Annotated in this window: 20 protein-coding genes and 2 tRNA genes; 15 read left to right on the forward strand and 7 right to left on the reverse strand. The window is 44.6% G+C overall.

The genetic code is table 11. The features are described from left to right. Both gndA and FXO21_RS03620 read right to left on the reverse strand, forming a co-directional pair. Entirely contained in the window at positions 1-1,416 is a 1,416-nt protein-coding gene (gene gndA / locus FXO21_RS03615) for an NADP-dependent phosphogluconate dehydrogenase (protein WP_310586885.1), read from the reverse strand. 262 nt (positions 1,417-1,678) lie between these two features. Beyond that, the gene (locus FXO21_RS03620) at positions 1,679-3,208 is read right to left on the reverse strand and encodes a T9SS type A sorting domain-containing protein (protein ID WP_149638818.1); all 1,530 of its coding nucleotides are present in this window, start codon (positions 3,206-3,208) and stop codon (positions 1,679-1,681) included. Positions 3,209-3,296: 88 nt separating this feature from the next. Here FXO21_RS03620 and FXO21_RS03625 point away from each other — a divergent pair, with 88 nt between their 5' ends. Further along, positions 3,297-3,803, forward strand: a complete 507-nt coding sequence (locus tag FXO21_RS03625; protein WP_149638819.1) for a hypothetical protein — start codon at positions 3,297-3,299, stop codon at positions 3,801-3,803. On the opposite strand, the gene FXO21_RS03630 is transcribed toward FXO21_RS03625, so the two are convergent. Both FXO21_RS03630 and FXO21_RS03635 read right to left on the reverse strand, forming a co-directional pair. Continuing rightward, entirely contained in the window at positions 3,792-4,775 is a 984-nt protein-coding gene (locus FXO21_RS03630; protein WP_225865555.1) for an ISAon1 family transposase, read from the reverse strand. The two genes, FXO21_RS03625 and FXO21_RS03630, sit on opposite strands and share 12 nt — an antisense overlap. Beyond that, positions 4,759-5,118, reverse strand: a complete 360-nt coding sequence (locus tag FXO21_RS03635) for an ISAon1 family transposase N-terminal region protein (RefSeq protein ID WP_149638820.1) — start codon at positions 5,116-5,118, stop codon at positions 4,759-4,761. The genes FXO21_RS03630 and FXO21_RS03635 overlap by 17 nt, the downstream gene beginning before the upstream one ends. Positions 5,119-5,692: 574 nt before the next feature. On the opposite strand from FXO21_RS03635, the gene FXO21_RS03640 reads away from it, so the two are divergent. The 10 genes from FXO21_RS03640 (at position 5,693) to FXO21_RS03680 (ending at position 15,304) form a co-directional block, all read left to right on the forward strand. Further along, the gene (locus FXO21_RS03640; protein ID WP_149638821.1) at positions 5,693-6,163 is read left to right on the forward strand and encodes an Lrp/AsnC ligand binding domain-containing protein; all 471 of its coding nucleotides are present in this window, start codon (positions 5,693-5,695) and stop codon (positions 6,161-6,163) included. Positions 6,164-6,259: 96 nt separating this feature from the next. After that, positions 6,260-6,613 (forward strand): PadR family transcriptional regulator, encoded by a 354-nt coding sequence (locus tag FXO21_RS03645; RefSeq protein ID WP_149638822.1) that lies wholly within the window; start codon positions 6,260-6,262, stop codon positions 6,611-6,613. A 36-nt stretch (positions 6,614-6,649) separates the two neighbouring features. Beyond that, on the forward strand, positions 6,650-7,672 hold the full coding sequence (locus FXO21_RS03650) for an energy transducer TonB (RefSeq protein WP_149638823.1): 1,023 nt from the start codon (positions 6,650-6,652) through the stop codon (positions 7,670-7,672). 146 nt (positions 7,673-7,818) lie between these two features. Continuing rightward, complete coding sequence (locus tag FXO21_RS03655; protein ID WP_149638824.1) at positions 7,819-8,343, forward strand: 3'-5' exonuclease; 525 nt, start codon at positions 7,819-7,821, stop codon at positions 8,341-8,343. A 67-nt stretch (positions 8,344-8,410) separates the two neighbouring features. Next, positions 8,411-8,587 (forward strand): hypothetical protein, encoded by a 177-nt coding sequence (locus FXO21_RS28695; protein ID WP_192579162.1) that lies wholly within the window; start codon positions 8,411-8,413, stop codon positions 8,585-8,587. Between the two features lie 100 nt (positions 8,588-8,687). Beyond that, a tRNA-Ala gene (locus FXO21_RS03660) sits at positions 8,688-8,761 on the forward strand. 162 nt (positions 8,762-8,923) lie between these two features. Then, positions 8,924-9,283, forward strand: a complete 360-nt coding sequence (locus FXO21_RS03665; protein WP_149638820.1) for an ISAon1 family transposase N-terminal region protein — start codon at positions 8,924-8,926, stop codon at positions 9,281-9,283. Then, a complete protein-coding gene (locus FXO21_RS03670; RefSeq protein ID WP_225865555.1) occupies positions 9,267-10,250 on the forward strand; it encodes an ISAon1 family transposase in 984 nt (327 codons plus the stop codon). Before FXO21_RS03665 ends, FXO21_RS03670 begins: the two co-directional genes overlap by 17 nt. A 466-nt stretch (positions 10,251-10,716) precedes the next feature. Beyond that, the gene (locus FXO21_RS03675; RefSeq protein WP_149638825.1) at positions 10,717-13,710 is read left to right on the forward strand and encodes a SusC/RagA family TonB-linked outer membrane protein; all 2,994 of its coding nucleotides are present in this window, start codon (positions 10,717-10,719) and stop codon (positions 13,708-13,710) included. A gap of 10 nt (positions 13,711-13,720) precedes the next feature. Beyond that, positions 13,721-15,304 (forward strand): RagB/SusD family nutrient uptake outer membrane protein, encoded by a 1,584-nt coding sequence (locus FXO21_RS03680; RefSeq protein WP_149638826.1) that lies wholly within the window; start codon positions 13,721-13,723, stop codon positions 15,302-15,304. Between the two features lie 229 nt (positions 15,305-15,533). On the opposite strand, the gene FXO21_RS03685 is transcribed toward FXO21_RS03680, so the two are convergent. Next, positions 15,534-15,607: transfer RNA gene (locus tag FXO21_RS03685), tRNA-Asp, on the reverse strand. A gap of 160 nt (positions 15,608-15,767) precedes the next feature. Here FXO21_RS03685 and FXO21_RS03690 point away from each other — a divergent pair. From FXO21_RS03690 to radC, 4 genes are all read left to right on the forward strand, one after another. Continuing rightward, positions 15,768-16,865 (forward strand): Nif3-like dinuclear metal center hexameric protein, encoded by a 1,098-nt coding sequence (locus FXO21_RS03690; RefSeq protein WP_149638827.1) that lies wholly within the window; start codon positions 15,768-15,770, stop codon positions 16,863-16,865. A gap of 97 nt (positions 16,866-16,962) precedes the next feature. Next, entirely contained in the window at positions 16,963-17,709 is a 747-nt protein-coding gene (locus tag FXO21_RS03695; RefSeq protein WP_149638828.1) for a zinc ribbon domain-containing protein, read from the forward strand. Between the two features lie 62 nt (positions 17,710-17,771). Beyond that, positions 17,772-19,307: a tetratricopeptide repeat protein gene (locus FXO21_RS03700; RefSeq protein WP_225865556.1), complete on the forward strand. Its 1,536-nt coding sequence runs from the start codon at positions 17,772-17,774 to the stop codon at positions 19,305-19,307. Between the two features lie 56 nt (positions 19,308-19,363). Beyond that, a complete protein-coding gene (radC, locus tag FXO21_RS03705; protein WP_149638829.1) occupies positions 19,364-20,068 on the forward strand; it encodes a RadC family protein in 705 nt (234 codons plus the stop codon). Between the two features lies 1 nt (position 20,069). Here radC and FXO21_RS03710 read toward each other — a convergent pair whose 3' ends face one another. Both FXO21_RS03710 and FXO21_RS03715 read right to left on the reverse strand, forming a co-directional pair. Continuing rightward, positions 20,070-20,906: a DUF3298 and DUF4163 domain-containing protein gene (locus FXO21_RS03710; RefSeq protein ID WP_225865557.1), complete on the reverse strand. Its 837-nt coding sequence runs from the start codon at positions 20,904-20,906 to the stop codon at positions 20,070-20,072. Between the two features lie 4 nt (positions 20,907-20,910). After that, a complete protein-coding gene (locus FXO21_RS03715) occupies positions 20,911-21,645 on the reverse strand; it encodes a LytR/AlgR family response regulator transcription factor (RefSeq protein WP_149638830.1) in 735 nt (244 codons plus the stop codon). Between the last annotated feature and the right edge of the window lie 99 nt (positions 21,646-21,744).

Here is a 21,744-nt window from a genome sequence, read left to right on the forward strand (position 1 = left end):
TTATTGTTGACCCCACTCTGTATGAAAAGTACCGGGGATATCGATACGTTGGTAAGTATGTGCGCCAAAATAGTCCCGTTGCGCCTGTATCAGGTTTGTCGGCATCCGCTCCGATCTGAATGCATCGAAGTATGCAAGCGCCGACATTAATCCTGCGGCCGGCACACCGGCCCGGGCAGCGTGGGCGATCAGGGCACGCATATTTCCTTCTGCTGACTTAACGAGTTCAGCAACCTCCTGGTTCAGCAAAATATTGGACAATTCCGCGTTTTGCTTGTACGCATTAACAAATACCGGCAACAGTGAGGCACGAATAATACATCCGCCTCTCCATACACTCACAACCTCCGGAAGTGGTATGTCCATTTGAAGATCTTTGGAAGCCTGGAAAAGCATCGCGAGCCCCTGGGCATAGCTCAGGATAGTCGCAAAGTACAGCCCGTCGTAGACCATATCGATCAGCTCCTGTGTAGGTGTACTGTCAATGGACGCCTTGCTGTAAAGCGTAGCCGCTTTTACTCTTTCATCCTTATAACCTGAAAGAGTGCGCATTGCGACGGCTGTATCAATTACAGGTACCGCTACCGGCAGCTCCATAGAATCCTGCGAAGTCCATTTCCCCGTACCTTTTGAACCGGCTTTATCCGAGATCACATCAATCAGATGAGCATCGGTTTTATCGTCCTTTTGCAAAAATATATCGGCTGTAATCTCGACGAGGAAAGACTTAAGTTTCCCTTCATTCCAGTTTTTAAATGTTTCGTGCAACTGCTGATTGCTTAGCCCTGCCGCCTTCAGAATAGCGTAGGATTCGCTGATCAGCTGCATAATCGCGTATTCAATCCCGTTGTGCACCATTTTCACATAATGACCGGCGCCTTCTTTTCCCAGATAAGCAACGCAGGGCGTACCGTCCACCTTTGCGGCAACCGCTTCCAGCATTGGTCGCACATTTTCGTAAGCAGCCAAATCGCCGCCAGGCATAATACTCGGCCCTCTGCGCGCGCCTTCTTCGCCTCCTGAAACACCAATACCCATAAAATGGATTCCCTTTTCACGCAGATATTTCACGCGGCGGAGCGTATCGGTATAATGTGAATTACCGCCGTCAATGATCACATCGCCCTTTTCCAGAAGTGGTAAAAGTGAGGCGATTACGTCATCAACAGGTTGTCCTGCGGGAACCAGCATCATGACATTGCGCGGCCTTTTCAGCAGGCTGATCATTTCGGATAATTCGGAAACTCCTTTTACGGTAGTACCCGGGGTGGCTGAGCCTTCAAGCGCAGCGTTTTTAGCTGCGTCTTTGTCAAAACCAATAACTGAAAAGCCATGGTCGGCCATATTCAGCAAAAAGTTGCGGCCCATAACGCCCAACCCGATCATTCCAAAATCGAATATGTTCTCTGACATCATAAATTCTTCTAAAATAAAGTCGGTGCAATATTAAGGGAAAATAGCCTGCGGGGTAAGCTTTTGGGGAGTTTTGTATGCGAAAATTGAAATGTTTACCAGTTTGATCGTGTAAGCAGCAGGTATTCATATACTCATCCAAGGCTGCGCAGGCAGCTTATTCATAATTTTCCATAGATAGCACGGGCAGAAATCGTGGGCCGATCACAGCATCCGCCTGACCGACTTATTGTAACAAAGAGTATGGAAAGAATTGAATCTCAAATCACCTCCTGACCACTATTTTATGGTTGGATATAGTCGAATCTCTCTTGAAAATTCTCAATGTGTAAGATCCCGCAGGAAATTTATCCAGGTTAATAGCGTCTGTTTTGCCGCCCTGGCGCTTCATAACGATGCTCCCGGTGCTATTGATCAGCTCAAATGATTCAATCTGGCCCAAGTTCAGCGAGCTGATCTGGATGGCGTCCGATGTTGGATTAGGGTATACTGTCTCACTGTTCCCATTATAATAAATATGAGAAATTGTGCTGAGTGCGTGACTCTGATCGAAATCGATCATTTTCAGTCGGTAGTAATTGTTTCCATGTGCGGGTGTATGATGTGTAAATTGATAGTCACTTCCCAAACCACCTGTTCCGGTTGACTTTACCGCGCCGATTACTGACCATTGTTTCCCGTTTGTACTATGGTGCACTTCGAATTTATCACTATTCTGTTCCCCGGAGGTCTTCCACATCAAATTCACAACTTGCTTTTCGAGGACTGCATCAAATGATTGTAAAGTAACCGGTAATGCTTCTGTACAGGCTAATTCGAGCTGAACCCTGTCCAGACAAGCCCCTTGATTTCCAAATATTACCCGTGCCTCACCGGGAGCAGGAAATAAAAGCATTGAGCAAATAGCGTCGACGGTACAATTCGACAGTTGTGCATTAGAGTAAATCTGAACTCCAGTTACATTTGATGAAACGTTTCCGAGGGCAGTAATCGTGGTAAGTAAGGGATTATTTGCAATCAGAATTGTTTTGACGGTATTCAAATTTTCAAGTCCGCTCAGGCTGGCCAATTTCGTATTACTTGTTACCTCAAATGTTTCAACAGTCTGTAAATTCCCCAGGCCACTGAGGCTGGTTAGATTTGCATTACCCCCTACTATAAATTCCGTCGCGGATTCCAGCGAGCTTAGCCACTGAAAATCTTCAATTAAGCTACAATTCCCAATCGAAAGTCTTCCAGCGCTCTTCAGGTTTGAAAGGCTGCTAAGATTATCAAGTGACGCGCAGCCTACAATCATCAGCCCGACAGGTAACGATTCTGCTACGCTGAGGCTGGCCAGTGTAGTTAAAGCCGGACAACCGCCGATATAAAGTTCGCTGGTGATAGTCGATCCTTCAAAGCCTGTAAAAGCCTCAAGTTGATTCATTTCATTTACTGACAGAGAGTTGACAGTTTCCAAGTTTTCCAAGCCCTTAAAATTCTTGAGCGAAGGGCACCATTCAACACTCAAAGAACCAATGCTTGTTAAGGTCTCAAGGCCTGTAAAATCCACCAGAGGTAGCCAACCAACAAACATCCGTCCCGTGACGGTAGTGATTCCGTTTAGACCATTGAGATTCGTAATGTTTGGACTGCCGTCCCCTATAATCAGGTTTTCCACTACTGCGCACCCGCCATTAGCAAAGTAGTTATCTACGTCGGACTGCTGGTACAAATATACTTCACCAGTCGACGGACATTGCGCCATCGCCTTAAAGCAGAATAAAAACAGAATAGGAGTAAAATATTTTTTCATGGGGCAGATGCATTTAGTGATCCGTGAATTTACACATTTTACAACACAATAAAGATTGAAAATCAGCTATTTACCTTAATTTTTTGTATTGCGAAAGGTATTCGATGTCCATAACCACGGAAGTCAACAGCCTTTATTGCAAGGGAGTAATTTGAAAGCGCCGGGCGTCTGTAATGCAGCGCTGAGCACATCTTGGAGCTTACAAAATCAGTATAGAAACATTCCGGGACAAGAATTTACTTTCGAATTAATGCTTCCTTTTCCTGAGGGTAGGGTTCCATACAGCCTGCAACCATGTTATGATGGCGGAAATGATTTTCCACCCCTGAGCTGGGTTGAAGAAAAGATTCCATTTAAATTATTTCCAATCCAGATATTGCGCCCAGGAACAAAAATTCAATGTCATTATGAAGTCGATCATAGCGAGCGGTATGGAAGACTGCATCATGTTTGGGACGGATATGGCAATATAAAAGGCGCAGTCGAAACAATTGACTGGCTACCAATGCTCAAAAAGATAAAATATACTTTCAAAATGCTGAACGCTTCTGGCTCAAGACCAAAACTTGTGGAGCAACTTGGATTAAGCATATAATTGAGTAAGGCGATACAGGAAGAACTCAACGTTTCTTACCCCTCTGAACTGTGCTCTGAACGCTTTGATTTTCGCGTTGAAGGATTCGGCAGATGCGTTAGTGCTGCGGTTATCAAAGTAATTAACGATTGTCTTATAGTGGTTTTCAATCGAGCGGGCTACGGTATTGAATGACTTGAAGCCAGATTGCCGGACCTTTTCATGCCATTTGGCTAATCTGGTCAACCCATATATTTTTTCCGTTGTAGTCGTGAAGATGTTACTGAGCCCTATCGTTAGCTCGTACGCTTTTTTCAAATCGGGGAAGCGTTCAAAAAGAAGCAGGGCGCGTTCTTTTTGGCTGTCTGTCCAGGTATTGGGCTTTTTGTATAGCGCGTACCTGCTTCGAGCCAGTAGCTGTTTAATGGTGTCGCCATTAGATAATATCTCTGGATGATATTCATTCTGAGACATTTTAGCCTGCTCAATAGCATCGCTTTCCTGATCCAGGACTTCCCAGCGATGTTTGATCCGGATATCTTGGAGGGCATCAACTGCGAGTCTTTGAACATGGAAACGGTCAGTCACTCGCACCGCCCGTGGAAAGCATCGCTTGGCAATCAAGGACATACTGCCCGCCATGTCCAGGGTGATTTCTGACACTTTCTTCCGCAGTGGTTCCGGGATTTTGCGAAGTACTTCAATCACTGCTTCTGCCTTAGTTCCAGCCACTATTGCTACAATGCTGCCACGGCCACCTTTGGCAGATTTATTGGTAAGGATTGTATACAATTCGCCGTGCGAAAGACTGGTTTCGTCGATCGATAGATGAGATCCTAGGTTTTCGGGATACAAGAGCCATTTTTTTGCATGACCTCTTTGCTTCCAATCTTTAAATCCACTCTGAAAATCACGATACTGCCGTAGCAAAGCCCTACCATCAACGCCATAGAAACGACCAATGCTCCAAATATCATTAGCCCTCGTATCCACCAATTTCTTTTAAAAAATCCGCGAATTCAATAGTCATTCGCGTGCCTTCTGCTACTTCTGTCCAGTCTCTATGGACAACTTTGCCAGTCTTGGTATTGAGCCACCTACGACGTTTAATATGAAGGAATACCTTGTGGCCCCGAATTGGGAAATCCTGCAGGGTAATGGTGGGGAAATAACCTTTGGAGAGCAAGTCTGCCTTTATTGGATCAGCTTCTGGATAATTTTTCTCTTCCAAATAGACGTGATAACGTTCCTCTGACTTCTCTACATGGGTCAGTAAGTAATTCTCAATTATAAAATCCGGTAAGATTAACTCGATAAGCGGCAGGAAACTCTCCAAAACAAACTGGTTTGATTAAAAACACAAACCTAGATAAATCCTATCCGCTCCACAAGTTTTTGATTTGATCCGTTTTTGATTTGATCCTTTACACGCTTGGGGAGATGAAATGTTAGCGACTGCCACAAAATAAAAACACGCAGGTTTCAAAATGAACCCGCGTGTCAAATTACACTTCATCAACAAACTAAAAACCAAATAAAACTAATACGAAAAAATTCGCTTGTCAAGTTTTTTTTGCTGTAGGAGGGGGATTCGAACCACCCACGGTGCGGTTAGCTACGGTACAAATACTGTTGGTGGTCCACCCCAGTCGACTTGCGTCGGCATTATGCCGCGTTTATCCCTTATTCACCACCCCCGAGACAGGAGGGCATGGCTGCCAATTTCATCACCCTACAATAGTGAGAGCCAAACAAATCCTCAACCATAAGGTTCTTTCATTGAATTGGTTTTGCAAAATTATGTTTTCCAGATTTAAATATAAAATATTTTCATTAAAAATTGTCAAAATTTACAATAATCTCATAAATTGGTTGGTAAGATTGCGAAAAATTCAAACTTTCATACCAAGATGCAGAAATATTCAGATATTGACAGCACTGATTTACGTATCCTTTCCCTGCTGATTGAAAATGCAGCGTTGCCGTACACGGAGATCGGCAAGCGGGTTTTCGTCTCTGGAGGCACCGTGCATGTGCGCATGAAAAAGTTGGAGCAGATGGGCATTGTTAAAGGTTCGCAGCTCGTTATCGATCCGGCAAAACTGGGCTGGGACATCAGTGCATTCCTTGGGATTTATCTGGATAAAAGCTCACTATATGAACAGGTTGCCACGGAACTGGAAGGGATTCCCGAAGTAGTGAACATCCACTATACAACTGGCATTTACAGCATTTTCCTGAAAATCGTGTGCCGCGATACCGGACACCTCCGTGAAATATTGCACGACAAAATTCAAAAAGTAAACGGAATTCAGCGTACAGAGACTTTTATCTCGCTCGAAGAAAGGATTAACAGGTCAATCCCATTGACCGAAAGTTAAATATCACATATCTGTTGACTTCGAAAAAAAGTTATTCTACTTTTGTATTGTATATATAAAAAACTTATATATATTCGCTTAATCAAATTTTAACTCATGGATAATAACACAACAAGTAACGAATATGTCCGGGGCACCCTTAAAACCATAGTGCTGAATTTGCTGGCGGAACACAATCGGATGTATGGATATGAAATAACCCAGGAAGTAAAGGAAAGGACTGGAGGCGCTATCGCGTTGACATTCGGGGCCCTTTACCCTGTTTTGCATAAATTGGAACAGGAAGGATTGCTGATTACCGAGTCGGTGGAGGTTGATGGACGTCTTAGAAAATATTACTCACTGACCAGTCCCGGAAACGAGGCTGCTCGCAATAAGACCAATGATCTTGAACGTTTTATTGATGCAGTCAGATTGTTACTCGCTCCCAAAAATCTAGCAACCGAATAAATTTGTTACATGGCTAAAATCTAAACAGATTGTTCTATGAAACGCCTTCAAGAAGATCGGATTGATTTAATAAAATCATATTTAAAGTCAAACAAGCTAAGTCCGGAATTGCTACCGGAGATTCTTGATCATTTGGCTTGCGAGGCTGAGGAGTGTCTGTGGGACGGGAAACCGTTTGAGCAGATCTATCACAACATGGTTGAAACTGCGGACAACCAGGCATTGCTCAACTTGAGTGCGGACCATAAAAATCTGTTAGCCATGGAAAAATCTCTGAATGACATTGTATTTGAGGGTAGGAACAAGCTTTACGGTGCGTATGATTTAAGGAAATCGTACAAACAGACTATTCAGAAGTCGGTTTTGATTGGAGTGACTTTATTTGGGATGATTGTGTTTTTCCCGGATCTGTACGCACGCCTGGTGCCACCATCTAAACCTGGTGATATTGCTTATGTGGTTGAAGCAAAGCCGATTGATATTATGCGAGAGCTCCCGAGGCCTATACCCGAAAAGGTGGAGCCCCCCGTTGCAACCAAAACTGTGCGCTCACTACCACCTGTGGTGATGCAGGATGAACACGTTGAAATGGAAAACCTTCCTCCGGTTTTGGAAGAGCTGGAACACGCAGCCCCGGCAGCCAAAACCCTGGAAGGTATTGAAGACCTGGAAATCATTGTTCCTCCTGCGGCAGCATTCGGGACCGCCAAAACTGCGGCTGCGGATGTGAAAACGAGAGAGGAAAGCATCTTTTTGCATGTTGAGCAAGCGCCGGAGTATAGTGGTGGTACCAAGGCGATGGCTGCTTTTCTGCAAAAGAATTTAAGATATCCTGCTCCTGCCGCAAGGGCGGGAATTCAAGGGAAAGTATTTGTACAGTTCACTGTTGGGTCTGATGGAAAAATTGAAGATGTTACTGCGTTGAAGGGAATTGGCTTTGGGTGTGATGAAGAAGCTGTCAGGGTTGTGAAAATGATGCAGAACTGGACACCGGGCCGTCAGGCAGGCAATCCGGTGCGTGTTAAATTTACACTGCCGATCGCTTTCCAAATCAACTGATAGGTCACAGGTATTACGTAAATTGCCTTCTGCTATTCAGAAAATCCTCGCTTCGGTGAGGATTTTTTTGTTTTTTTGTAATATCAAAATCCATATTATCAGGAAAGGGATTGCGTAAATGCGGATGCGATCTTTTCAGAATATTCATGTACGCAATCGTTGATATAGAAACTACCGGAGGAGGAGGCGCTTCGAGGATTACGGAGATTGCAGTTTTCAGGCATGATGGCCTGAGGGTGGTTGATTTTTTTCACTCACTTATCAATCCGGAAATTTATATTCCTCCATTTATCACAAGACTGACCGGGATCGATAACGAGATGGTGAAGGATTCACCCACATTCTACGACGTTCAGGATGCGGTCCGGGCTGTTACGAAAGATGCCTGGTTTGTAGCGCACAATGTGAGATTCGATTATGGTTTTATAAAAAGGGAATTCGGCGCATTTGATGAGTATTTTCAGCGCGACCTCCTTTGTACTGTCCAGCTAAGCAGAAAGATATTTCCGGGTCTGAAGTCATATTCACTGGGAAATCTGTGTCAGAGCCTGGAAATCGGTATAGAGAATCGCCACAGGGCGCATGGTGATGCCGAGGCGACGGTCAGGCTGTTTGAGAAGCTGCTGATCAATGACAGGCAGAAGCTGATCCCGATTGACTTTTACCAATAACAACCGGGGCATGGTTGGAATGATTTTTTAAGTCTTTACTTAAATTTTCAACCTAAACAGTCCTTTTATGAAAGCCTACCTGAGTTACCTGATTGTTTTCCTTTTATCTTTTTCCCTTATCAGCTGTGAAGTGGTCGGCGGTATTTTTAAAACTGGCGTATGGTCGGGCGTAATCCTGGTGGTTGCTGTCATTGCAGTTGTAATCTGGCTACTCTCGAGAGTATTTGGCGGCGGCAGGAGATAAAGTATTGAAAGGCATTCTGCGATAAAATTTCTGTCCGGCTTGTTTATAAGAAATCTCCGTTTCATCTTTGCACTCCTCGAAAGGGGATCTTCTTTGAAACGGGGGATTAGCTCAGTTGGCTAGAGCGCTTGCATGGCATGCAAGAGGTCGACGGTTCGAATCCGTTATTCTCCACTTGATAAAAAGCCACTCACAACTTATTTGTGAGTGGCTTTTTTTATTCCATTTAGTCGCTAACGACTAGTTGGATTTAATAAAGATGCGTGGATCAAATCAAAAACTTGTGGAGCGGATAGGATTTATCTAGGTTTGTGTTTTTAATCAAACCAGTTTGTTTTGGAGAGTTTCCTGCCGCTTATCGAGTTAATCTTACCGGATTTTATAATTGAGAATTACTTACTGACCCATGTAGAGAAGTCAGAGGAACGTTATCACGTCTATTTGGAAGAGAAAAATTATCCAGAAGCTGATCCAATAAAGGCAGACTTGCTCTCCAAAGGTTATTTCCCCACCATTACCCTGCAGGATTTCCCAATTCGGGGCCACAAGGTATTCCTTCATATTAAACGTCGTAGGTGGCTCAATACCAAGACTGGCAAAGTTGTCCATAGAGACTGGACAGAAGTAGCAGAAGGCACGCGAATGACTATTGAATTCGCGGATTTTTTAAAAGAAATTGGTGGATACGAGGGCTAATGATATTTGGAGCATTGGTCGTTTCTATGGCGTTGATGGTAGGGCTTTGCTACGGCAGTATCGTGATTTTCAGAGTGGATTTAAAGATTGGAAGCAAAGAGGTCATGCAAAAAAATGGCTCTTGTATCCCGAAAACCTAGGATCTCATCTATCGATCGACGAAACCAGTCTTTCGCACGGCGAATTGTATACAATCCTTACCAATAAATCTGCCAAAGGTGGCCGTGGCAGCATTGTAGCAATAGTGGCTGGAACTAAGGCAGAAGCAGTGATTGAAGTACTTCGCAAAATCCCGGAACCACTGCGGAAGAAAGTGTCAGAAATCACCCTGGACATGGCGGGCAGTATGTCCTTGATTGCCAAGCGATGCTTTCCACGGGCGGTGCGAGTGACTGACCGTTTCCATGTTCAAAGACTCGCAGTTGATGCCCTCCAAGATATCCGGATCAAACATCGCTGGGAAGTCCTGGATCAGGAAAGCGATGCTATTGAGCAGGCTAAAATGTCTCAGAATGAATATCATCCAGAGATATTATCTAATGGCGACACCATTAAACAGCTACTGGCTCGAAGCAGGTACGCGCTATACAAAAAGCCCAATACCTGGACAGACAGCCAAAAAGAACGCGCCCTGCTTCTTTTTGAACGCTTCCCCGATTTGAAAAAAGCGTACGAGCTAACGATAGGGCTCAGTAACATCTTCACGACTACAACGGAAAAAATATATGGGTTGACCAGATTAGCCAAATGGCATGAAAAGGTCCGGCAATCTGGCTTCAAGTCATTCAATACCGTAGCCCGCTCGATTGAAAACCACTATAAGACAATCGTTAATTACTTTGATAACCGCAGCACTAACGCATCTGCCGAATCCTTCAACGCGAAAATCAAAGCGTTCAGAGCACAGTTCAGAGGGGTAAGAAACGTTGAGTTCTTCCTGTATCGCCTTACTCAATTATATGCTTAATCCAAGTTGCTCCACAAGTTTTGGTCTTGAGCCCGTGTAAATTTCAGCTCCATTCTCTCCTTCCGCTACGACCACTGCGGATCAAATCCACTTCCCTGAATTACTTGTTGCTCAGCTCAGCTCCACCTCGAATCTGAATAGGTATTTTTATACCCGGATTGCAGGCACCCAACATTACTCAGCCAGTATAATGACAAAAACTAGCAAAAAAATGCAAAATTTTTTGTCAGGATCATGGGTACTATTTGCTAACCGAATACTCATCGTAGCATATTTATCGAATTTAATCTAGTAACCTATCGAAGAAACACGCCTATGATATGACCTCTGAAACAAAAAAAATCGACGATGCTGGTAACATCGCCGATCCGAAAAAGTGCTCCGATTCCAGGTCTGGTAAACCTACATGGAGCAGAACAAAAGGATTATCTCACTGCTAAAACAAGCCTAATCCCCATTCAAAAATATGAAGAAACAGCGACTAATCAGTTCGCCCGGTGCGAAGCCGGGCGCTTTCCTCGTTACATTTTGCTTTGTCACTTTGCTAATAACCGGCACCGCAAGAGCAAACCATCTTGAAACATCAGAAACAAAGACATTTGCACTCCTGGCCGACACCCTCACTTTAAAGGGACAAGTCTTTGACGGAAGCGAGCCGCCGGTGGCTTTGCCAGGCGTTACGGTTCAAGTAAAGAAAACAGATCGCGGCGTAACGACAGACCCCAACGGAAATTTCGAAATCCAGGCGAATCTGGGCGATACGCTCGTTTTTAGCTTCATTGGCCTTGAACCCAAGGAACTGCCTGTTCTAAGCACGAAAAATATGGTGGTTTCCCTGAAAGAGAAAAATACAGCATTGAACGAAGTGGTTGTAACAGGTTATTCGGAACAGAAAGCACGAAATCTGGCCAATGCAATCGGGAAACTGGACGTGAAAGCAGCAGTGGCGAATAAACCGATCACGCAACTCTCACAGGCGCTGCAAGGCGGGGTTACAGGCTTGACAGTCACTCAGGGTAGCGGGATGGCAGGCGAAGACCGCTCTAACATATTGATCCGGGGTATTTCAACGATAGGCAACTCCTCCCCTCTGGTACTGGTGGACGGCGTTCCGTTTGATATTAATTCCGTGGACCCTACCACTGTAGAAAGCATTACTGTTCTCAAAGATGCTGCCGCAGCTTCCATTTATGGTGCCAGGGCAGCTAACGGAGTTATTCTTGTCACTACCAAAAGAGGTATTCCCGGGAAATTGTCAGTTACCTATGACGGATACGCCGGTGTTCAAAATGCAACTTACCTACCGAAATTTGTCGATGCCCCGAAATACATGGAAATGGTTAATGAGGCATATTCAAACATCGGCGGGCTCGCACCTTACAGCGGCGAGGCGATTGAAAAAACCAGGGAAGGCAGCGATCCGATCTCCTATCCAAACACGAACTGGTCTAAACTGATTCTTAATAAAAATGCTGCGATCCATAACCATTCCGTGAGTATTTCGGGCGGTAACGAGTTAGCGCGGTTTGCTGTAAGCGGCAACTATCTGTTTCAGGACGGGTTAACTCCTAAAAGGGATTATGAAAGATTTTCTTTCCGGGCGAATACGGGAGTTACCCTGACAAAAAATGTCTCCATGCTGCTGGATCTGGTCGCAAACAGGGTTAGAAAAAGATCGGAGCTGGTCAGATTCGGCAACTCGCTGCATTTGGTATATACAACACCCCCTAATATCGTCCCGAAATATCCTTTGACCGACAATGGTTATCAGGCGTACGGGAACTTCGGGGAAATGATGAACCCGATCGCAGAGCTGGAACGAGGCGGCTTTGCCCAAAATAAGGAGGATCAGATCAATATCAATTTCCAACCTACCTGGCAAATTACGCCTGAGCTTAAACTGAGGGGACAGTATTTGTACCGGGTTAATTCAAATGGATTTATTGATAACCGCGACTCTTATAACTTTCTGGACTACTATACAGGCAATCTGGTATTTACTTACAGCAATTCAAAAGGTCAAAACATAGGCAGAAGCACTTACAACTATCTCGCCTCCAACCTTGAATTTTCCCAAACTTATGGCAAGCATTTTATCTATGCGATTGGAGGACTGTCACGGGAAGCGAATTACATCTCCAATTTCGATCAGGCCAACCTTGCATCCTATTTCCTAAAGTTTAACTACGTTTTTGACAATAAGTATCTGTTGGAAAGTACAGTAAGAACCGACGGCTCTTCGAAATTCGGTCCGAATCACAAATGGGGAACATTTCCGTCGGTAGCTTTGGGCTGGAATGTTCACAACGAAAACTTTTTAAAAGACGCTAAGTTCCTGACCAGTTTCAAATTGAGAGCCTCTTACGGGCTGATGGGGAATAATGGCAGAAATGACGACATCGCGGAACTGTACCGTTATCAAAGTCTGATCAATGGTGGAAACGGCGTTGAAAATTCGATTGGAAATCCGGAAATCACCTGGGAAACTGTCAAAATGCTGGACATCGGTACCGATATCAGATTGTTTGAAAACCTGGGCATCACAATCGACTGGTTTAGCAAAAGAACCGATAATATCCTGCTTACACCGCCATTATCACTTTCATCAGGTGTGGGTACGCTTCCCATCAATGCCGGCTCGGTATCAAATAAAGGCTGGGAATTCATGATGAACTACTCCAAAATGCTCAACAAGGATCTGGAAATGAGTGCCAGTGTCGGATACTCTTACTACGACAATAAGATCATAGCGCTTCGCGGCGGGCCCTACATTGGCGGAAACGGCCTGGAAATTAATGAAGTGAATTACCCGATCAAAAGCTATTATCTGCATAGAACCGGCGGCTTACTGACGCAATCAGATATGGATAGCGGTATTCCATTACTGCCGGGACAGCAGATTGGCGACATCAAGTATATTGACCTTAATGGAGATGGAAATATTGATAAAGATGACAAAGAGATTATGGGTAACCCCAACCCGCAGGGAAGCTACTTCGCGAATTTGAATTTTGCGTACAAAAGATTTAGCCTGGAAACACAGGTTACCGGTTTCACCAAAAGCTTAGCCTACTATACCGGCCGCTATCAGACTGTACTCAATGTAACTTCCAATTTCGACGGGGGAACGCCAATGCAGTACCAAACCGATTACTGGACCCCTGAAAATCCGGATGCGATGTTCCCGAGACTTGCTCCTTCGCCAGGAAATAATGCATTACCATCCGATTACTGGCTCACCAATGCGGCATTTCTAAGAGTAAAATACATTCAACTTGGATACAATTTCAATCCCGAACTCGTGAAAAAGATCAGGCTGACCAATCTCCGGATTTTTGTAAATGCGCAAAATGCGATCACGTTGAGCAAGATGAAATATTTTGATCCGGAAACGCGCGGAAGTGAAGCTAACTATCCAATGAATAAGGTTTTCACAGCAGGGCTGAACGTCAAATTCTAAATCTACAACCATGAAGAAGATCATTTTATTAGCAATAAGTACGTTCTTTCTAACCTCCTGCGCAGAGGAATTTCTGACCAAAGACCACCCTACCGCAACCACGGATGAGAGCTTTTGGAACACAGAAGGAGAGATCAATACAGCCCTTAATATCCTGTACGATCAGGTACCGAGCGGCGGTTTCCGATATCAGAACAATACCCGTATTACATTTGAAGGGATGACGGACAATGCGGTTTGGTATGCCAATTTTTTTGGAGAGGTAAATACCATCGCGCTCGGCAATTCCAATTCACAAATGCGGGCAACGGAATGGGCTGCTATCCAGCCCGTTTGGCAGGAAAACTATACTGCAATCAGGCGCGCCAACCGCTTTCTGGAGCATGCCGGAAAGGCCTTAATCGAGCCTAATCTCAAAAAGCGATATTTTGCCGAAGCCCGCGCTTTGCGCGCTTGGTTTCATTTGGACTTAATGCTCTACTACGGCGAGATCCCAAATGTCACGACCGTTGTATTACCTACGGAGACAGACCTGATCAAGAACACAAAACAGGAAATCATCGACTTTGTTATTGCTGAACTGGACGCCGCCTCTGCAGATCTTCCAGCTGTGTATGCCGTTAATGATATCAAACGGATTTCAAAAGGTGCTTGCTACACCATGAAGACGGTTGCGCTTTTGAACAACCATCAATATGCAGAAGCAGCCAAAGCCGCCAAACAGGTGATCGATCTGAATTTATATAAACTTCACCCGAGCTATGCGACACTGTTCAATTACGAAGGGCAGGTCAACGAAGAGCGGATCTTTATCAGGCAGCTGGGTAATGATGATACTTTTTACAGAAGTGCGCCGGGGTACCTGGGCGGCAATGCATGCCTCAACCCGACAGGCTCGCTGGTCAATACCTACGAAACCAAACAAGGCAAAACACTAGCAGAGCTTTCTCCCGACAGTGCGGCGATTTACAAACTGAACCCGAATTTCCGGTCTAACCGCGACCCAAGAATGGAACTGACTATCGCCTATCCCGGCTCTACTTTTTACGGCGAGCTGGACCCCTGGGATGATTCACCGAACAACCCGAACAGGCTGGCTGCGAACTATTCTTCCAAAACAGGTTTTTGGTTGCGGAAATACGTGGATATGTCTGATAAAGGCAGAGGCCGCGGCTCTCTGGATTATATGGTGTACCGATATGGCGACCTGCTTTTGATGTATGTGGAGGCATTGGTCGAAAGCGGACAATGGAATAGCCCTGACGTAATCAAATATCTGAATATGATCCGTAACAGGGCTAAAATGCCCAATGTAGATATTAAAGTTTATAACAACGAAGCCAAAATGCGGGAGCTTTATCAGCGTGAAAGACGTGTTGAGCTGGCGTTCGAAGGCAGCCGGCTATTTGATATCCGTCGGTGGAAAATAGCGGAAAAAGTCATGAATGGCGTAGTCGAAGGTGCCATTGACCCGAGAACAAAAAAGCCCGTTAATGTTGAAACGCGAACATTCAAACCCAAGGATTACCTATGGCCTATTCCTGCTAGAGAAATGGAAGGAAATCCAAACATGACGCAAAATCCGGGCTTTTAGAGTATCTATTAGTGTATTGCTATTTCAAAAACCGGTCTTCGCGTGGAGCCGGTTTTATACTTTAAATCAAATTGTCTACCGGGATCGCCTTGAACGAACAAAGCCAAGAACTCTCTGAGCTTTGTTGCGGTCTGGGGGTACGGCCTCCGGCGGGACTCGATCCCGCGAAGACATGGTCCACAGGCTGAACAAAAAAGAAAAAAGCCCAGATCTCTCTGAGCTTTTTTTGCGGTCTGGACGGGACTCGAACCCGCGACCCCATGCGTGACAGGCATGTATTCTAACCAACTGAACTACCAAACCAAGGTAAATTCTCAGCACATTCACTGAAAACGTGGTGCAAAACTACTATTATTATTTACCATAACAATAGCTGAGACTTCAATTTAGTTATTTTATTTGTAAAAAGAATAGCCTGAGAAAGGAAAATTCTGAAAATGAAATAGTTGTAGCTGCACTTATAATGACTTTTATAAAAGAAATAATTCGGGAGCTCGAATACCTGGCTCCACTCGCCTACCAGGAAGGATACGACAATGCAGGTTTACTGGTGGGTTCTCCCCATTTACCAGTCACCGGCGTTTTAGTTACACTTGACGTGACGGAACAGGTTGTCGAGGAAGCGATTGAAAGAAACTGTAACCTCATCGTTGCCCACCACCCTATTGTTTTCAAGGGATTGAAAAAGCTGAATGGAAATAATTATGTAGAAAGAACCGTAATCAAAGCTATAAAAAATGACATTGCGATTTATGCGACACATACTAATCTGGATCATGTACCGCAAGGCGTCAACTGGCAAATCGCCGAGATGCTGGGTCTGATTAATGTGCGCGTATTATCCCCGAAACCGCAGGTTTTAACCAAACTGACCTTTTTCTCGCCGGTTGCAAACACGCAGGAAATCCTTGTCGCACTTTTCGCGGCAGGAGCCGGACGAATCGGGCAATATGAAAATTGCAGCTTTCGCACCAAGGGAACGGGATCTTTTATGCCCAATCAGGACGCGAACCCGGTGATCGGTCAAAAAGGCGCTCAGGAAGAAGTAGCTGAACATCGGGCAGAAGTGATGTTTCCGTCCTACCTGCAATCAAAGATCATATCAGTACTTCGTCAAACACATCCTTATGAAGAGATAGCCTATTACCTCACAGCGCTTGAAAATGAAAATCAGGAAGTAGGCGCAGGCGCAGTGGGCGACCTGGAAGTTGAAATTCCAGTTAACGAATTCCTTACCCAACTTCGAAGCAAAATGCATTTGAAGATAATAAAACATACGGAACCGGCTGAAACAGTAAAGAAAGTAGCCGTTTGCGGTGGAGCCGGGAGTTTCCTGTTAAAAGACGCGATACGGGCAGGCGCAGATGTATTTGTCACTTCTGACTACAAATACCACGAATTTTTCGATGCTGAGGGTCAGATCATGATCTGCGATATTGGCCATTATGAGAGTGAAGTCTTTACTAAAAATCTACTATATAAATATTTGTCAGGAAAATTTAGTAATTTTGCACTCTGTTTGTCGGAAGTCAATACCAATCCGGTCAGATATTTTGTCTAGAAAGCAATTTCTCCAATTTACTGTCTGATCTCATTGAACACCCTCAGCTGACTGCCTTCACTTATTACGCATTGAAACAAGTCCATAAAAGACATACATGGAAAACACAATCGCTCAAAAATTAGATGCTCTCCTGAAACTTCAGGAAATTGATTCAAGCCTTGACGAAATACTTAAAACACGGGGTGACCTACCCGAAGAGGTAAGGGACCTGGAAGATGAGATTATCGGTTTCGAAACCCGTTTGGGGAAATTTAAAAGTGAAATTGCGAATCTGAATACTGAGATCGACAATTTCAAAAATGCACAAAAAGATGGCGAAAAGCTGATCAAGAAATACAAGGATCAGCAAATGAACGTCCGCAATAACCGCGAGTACGATGCCATTACAAAAGAAATAGAACTTCAGGAGCTGGATATGCAGCTGGCTGACAAGAAAATCAATGAAGCCAGAGCCCGTATCCGGTTGATCGAAGAGGATGCTAACCGTGCGGAATCTGTTCTGAATGAAAGGAACGAGGATTTAAAGGCGAAAAAAGGCGAGCTTTCAGTGATTACAAGTGAGAGTGAGGCAGAAGAGAAAGGGCTGATCGCAGAACGTGAAAAACACATTAAAAAAATTGAGGATCGTTTGTTGAAATCTTATCAGAAGATTCGCGATAATTCCATGAACGGACTGGCAGTTGTACACGTATCCAGAGGAGCTTGTGGGGGTTGTTTCAGCATCGTTCCACCACAACGCCAGGCAGATATCCGTGAGCGTAAAAAATTAATCGTTTGTGAGCATTGCGGACGTATTCTTGCGGACGTAGAAAGCGTTGAACCGGTGCATCAACGTCGCTAAATTTCGATATTAAAACAAGAAAAGGTTGTCTTACATGGGCAGCCTTTTTTTATGCCCTGCGTATGTTTAGAGTTTTCAAAAAGCTGACGGCGAGATACAAAGTGCTGCTTCGGACATACTTTTTCCTGCTGACATTTTGCACTGCTGATGCGCTGGCCGATGACCTGACGGCTGATATTGACTTCACTCCCAGATTACAAAAAGCATATTTCGAAATACAAAAGCTTCGGCTTCCCGCTGCCCGCAAACTGATCGAAGCGGAGCGGAAGGATAAACCTGCGAATGCTTTTATACCTTATCTTGACAATTATGCCGATCTGCATTACCTGCTTATCGCCGAGGACAAAGTGGCGTACAAATCAATGTCGGCCCAGGAAAGCTTACGGCTGAATATTGTAGGAAAAATGTCGGATCATTCGCCCTATAAGAGATTCCTTCTCGCCGAAATCAGGCTGCACTGGGCTTTTGCAAAACTTAAATATGGCGATCAGGTAAGTGGTTCCTGGGAAATAATTAAAGCATACAAGCTGCTCGAGGAAAACAGGAAAAAATTTCCAGACTTTATCCCGACACTAAAATCACTCGGCTTGCTGCACATTTTAATAGGTTCTATTCCTGACAATTACGCCTGGGTGGCAAAAATTATTGGTCTGAAGGGCAGTATCCAAAATGGTATCAATGAATTAAGACTGGTTCAAAAAGAGGAGCCATTTTTTCGACAGGAAGCGGAGCTGATCGACCTGCTGATTCACGCCTACACATTGAAACTGACACCGGACCAGCAAAAAAGAATACGGCAATGGCCTGACGAGCAACCTGATAATTTGCTTCTGCATTTTTTTGCAACTACCGTTTTAATGAAGGAAGGCCAGAGTGAGCAGGCACTAACATTCCTCCATAACGCGCCCAGAGGGGACGCATACGTCGATTTTCCTTTTCTGCAGTACCTGAAAGGAGAAATTGAACTTCAAAAAGGGCAATACATGAACGCAGCGCGCGAGTATTCACTTTTTCAAAAACAATATCACGGCTTCAATTATGTGAAGGATAGCTATTTTAAACTTTTTATGTGCCACTGGCTTGCGGGAAGAGACTCAGAAGCCACGGCATTTGCAAAAAAAATCAGTGGCGCGGGGGAAACAATTATAGAAGCAGACCAACTAGCCGATAGAATTGGCAGGGAATACCTGGCCGGACAAATAGGGATCAAACAAAAAATACTTTACAAAGCAAGGTATGCCTTCGACGGAGGTTATCTGGAAGAAGCATCAGCAGCATTGAAAAACATTTCTGAGAGTACATTCGAAACCGTCCCCGAAAAGGCGGAATTTAATTACAGAAAAGCAAGAATACTTCAGAAATCGGGACAGACGACATCTGCAATACAGCATTATGAACGTTGTCTTCAACTAACCAAGGATACAAGCCCGGGATTTGGAGCTTCCTCTGCACTGCACCTAGCTTACATTTATCTGGAAAAAAACCAAAAGCAGACGTCTATCGGATACTTCAAAAAGGCGATGCGCTTCAAGAAACATGAATACAAAAACAGTATTGACAACAAGGCCAGAGCTGCACTTACAGATTTAGGAGAATAATTCGTGACTTTTCGGGGGTATCCGCGTCTAATAGCTGGATTCAGTCACAAAACATAATGCCCGAAAATACAAAACCAGAGAACCCCAGGAAGATCAAAAGCTGGGCAGAAGAAGATCGGCCGAGGGAAAAAATAATGCTGAAAGGAAGGACATCGGTTTCCGATGCAGAACTTCTGGCCATTCTTATCAGAGCGGGCACGCCGGATATGTCAGCACTTGATCTCGCCAAAGTGATCATGGCGAGCGTCGGAAATATCAATGAGCTTGCCAAGCTGAATTACAAAGATTTCATGAAATATAAGGGAATTGGAAAAGCGAAGGCCATTTCGATTGTCGCGGCGCTTGAACTGGGACGGCGACGAAGCGACATCAGGCCAGTTGCCAAAAGGAAGATCGACAGTTCTGAGGCGGTTTATCAGGAAATGCGGCAATACCTGCTCGACAAGCCCAATGAAGAATTTTGGATCCTTCTGTTGAACCGTGCAAACGAAGTTGTTCGCGCAGTACTGATCAGCGCAGGCGGTGTTTCAGGGACCAGCGTAGATATTAAGCTGGTTTTTAAGCTCGCCGTAGAAAATTTGGCCAGTAGTATTATTCTCGTGCATAATCATCCGTCCGGTCAGCTCGTTCCCAGTCGCTACGACAAGATACTAACCATGCAGATCAAAGAGGCAGGGAGAATATTGGATGTGCCGGTTTTGGACCACATGATCTTTACAGATTCCGGCTTTTACAGCTTCAAAGATTCGGGTGAAATGTAGGCTAGAAGACTTCCGACTTTCTGACGATATCTCCCAGTTCCTGATAAGGAATTGTAAATTTAATAACACCACGCGCGTATGCCGCGATTTCATAAGGATTATAATAAAACAAAACACCTTGCTGTGTAAAGACATAATTTACCGGCAATGCGAAGCGGTGATTTAGGAGAAAATAGCCGGCTTCTTCAAGATCCGCATCTGCGGAAAGCTTCTCTGTCTTCCTGAAATGCTGCTCGACCAATTTTAAAAGAGCAGAAGAATCAGCTACGAAATCCTGCATCTCGATTTCCTTACCATCGGCTGCACTGAATGCGTGAAAAGACCGGAATGTATTAGGGTGCGCACCGCCTGTAAATGCGTAGTGATCGAGTTGATAAAAGAGCACCTTTGGAGTTGCCATTACTGTATCCCCCTTTAATTCCACTTCCCAGCAACCCGGAGCATCAGGAAAATCCTTTTTGAAATCATTGTAGTTCTTTTCGAAGACAGCAAAAGCCCCGCCAATACTTTTGAGAGCAGCGGGGGTTTTTGATATGCTGGCTGAGTCTCCATGCTGGTTGACCCGGCTGATCAGCTTCTCGTCAAGAATGCTTCTCATCGTACCAGCGACCTTACCGGAATCCGTCGGCTCCCAAATTTCTACCCGCACAGTCGCGCCCTTCCCGTTTCCTAGTGTATCGCATTGACCAAAAGCTGCCTTGATGACCTTCCCTTTGACAAGCGTATTGGCTTCTTCCTGGTTGTCATTTTTCGCAGCCGGATTGCAACTATAGATAGCAATCGTCACGAGCATTATTATCAAATTCCGGATTTGCATGTACAAAACTTCCTTTTTCATTAAGTTAAAGGCTCATCAGTTCTTTGAATCGGATCGCCTGGCGGCGCGAAATTTCAATCTTGTCTCCACCCTGAAGTGTTACCAGTAAGCCGCCGCTAAACCAGGGTTCAATTTTTTCGATCCAACCTAAATTGATAATATGCTTGCGGTTGGCCCGGAAATAAGTGTTCGGATCAAGCCTTTCTTCCAGATTGTTCAGGGATTTCAGTACGAGCGGCTTCTGATCATCAAAATGCAGGCGTACGTAATTGCCCATAGATTCAAAGAGCCTGATCTTGCCCAGTTTGACGAACCAGCATTTCTCACCGTCCTTCACAAAAACCTGATCATTTCCACCTAAAACCTTTTCAGCTCTTTCATTCGCTTGTACCGGTGCTTCGGGCTGAGCCTGATTCTCCTCAATTCTGTGAATCGTCTCTTTAAGCCGCTCGTTGTCTATTGGTTTGAGGAGGTAATCTAATGCATTGTATTCGAACGCCTTAATTGCATACTCGTCATAGGCAGTCGTAAAAATCACTTCCGGAGTTTTGCCTTCAATAGAAGACAAAAGCTCAAATCCATTTTTTCCCGGCATCTGAATATCCAGAAAAAGCAGCTCAGGCTGTAACTCGTCAATCAAAACCAGCGCCTCTTCCGCATTAGCAGCCTCGCCAATGATCTCGATTTTGGTGTAAGGCTCCAGCAATCGTTTCAATTCATTTCTGGCAAGGCGTTCGTCGTCAACAATAAGAGTTCTCATGGCAGATCAGTTAGGAAACAAAAAAGGTAAGTTAAATAATGTCAATTGCCCCGGGCTTGAACCCAAGGATTAGAATATTGTCAGTCAATTGCCCCGGAT

Source organism: Dyadobacter sp. UC 10 (genome assembly GCF_008369915.1).
GTDB lineage: Bacteria > Bacteroidota > Bacteroidia > Cytophagales > Spirosomataceae > Dyadobacter.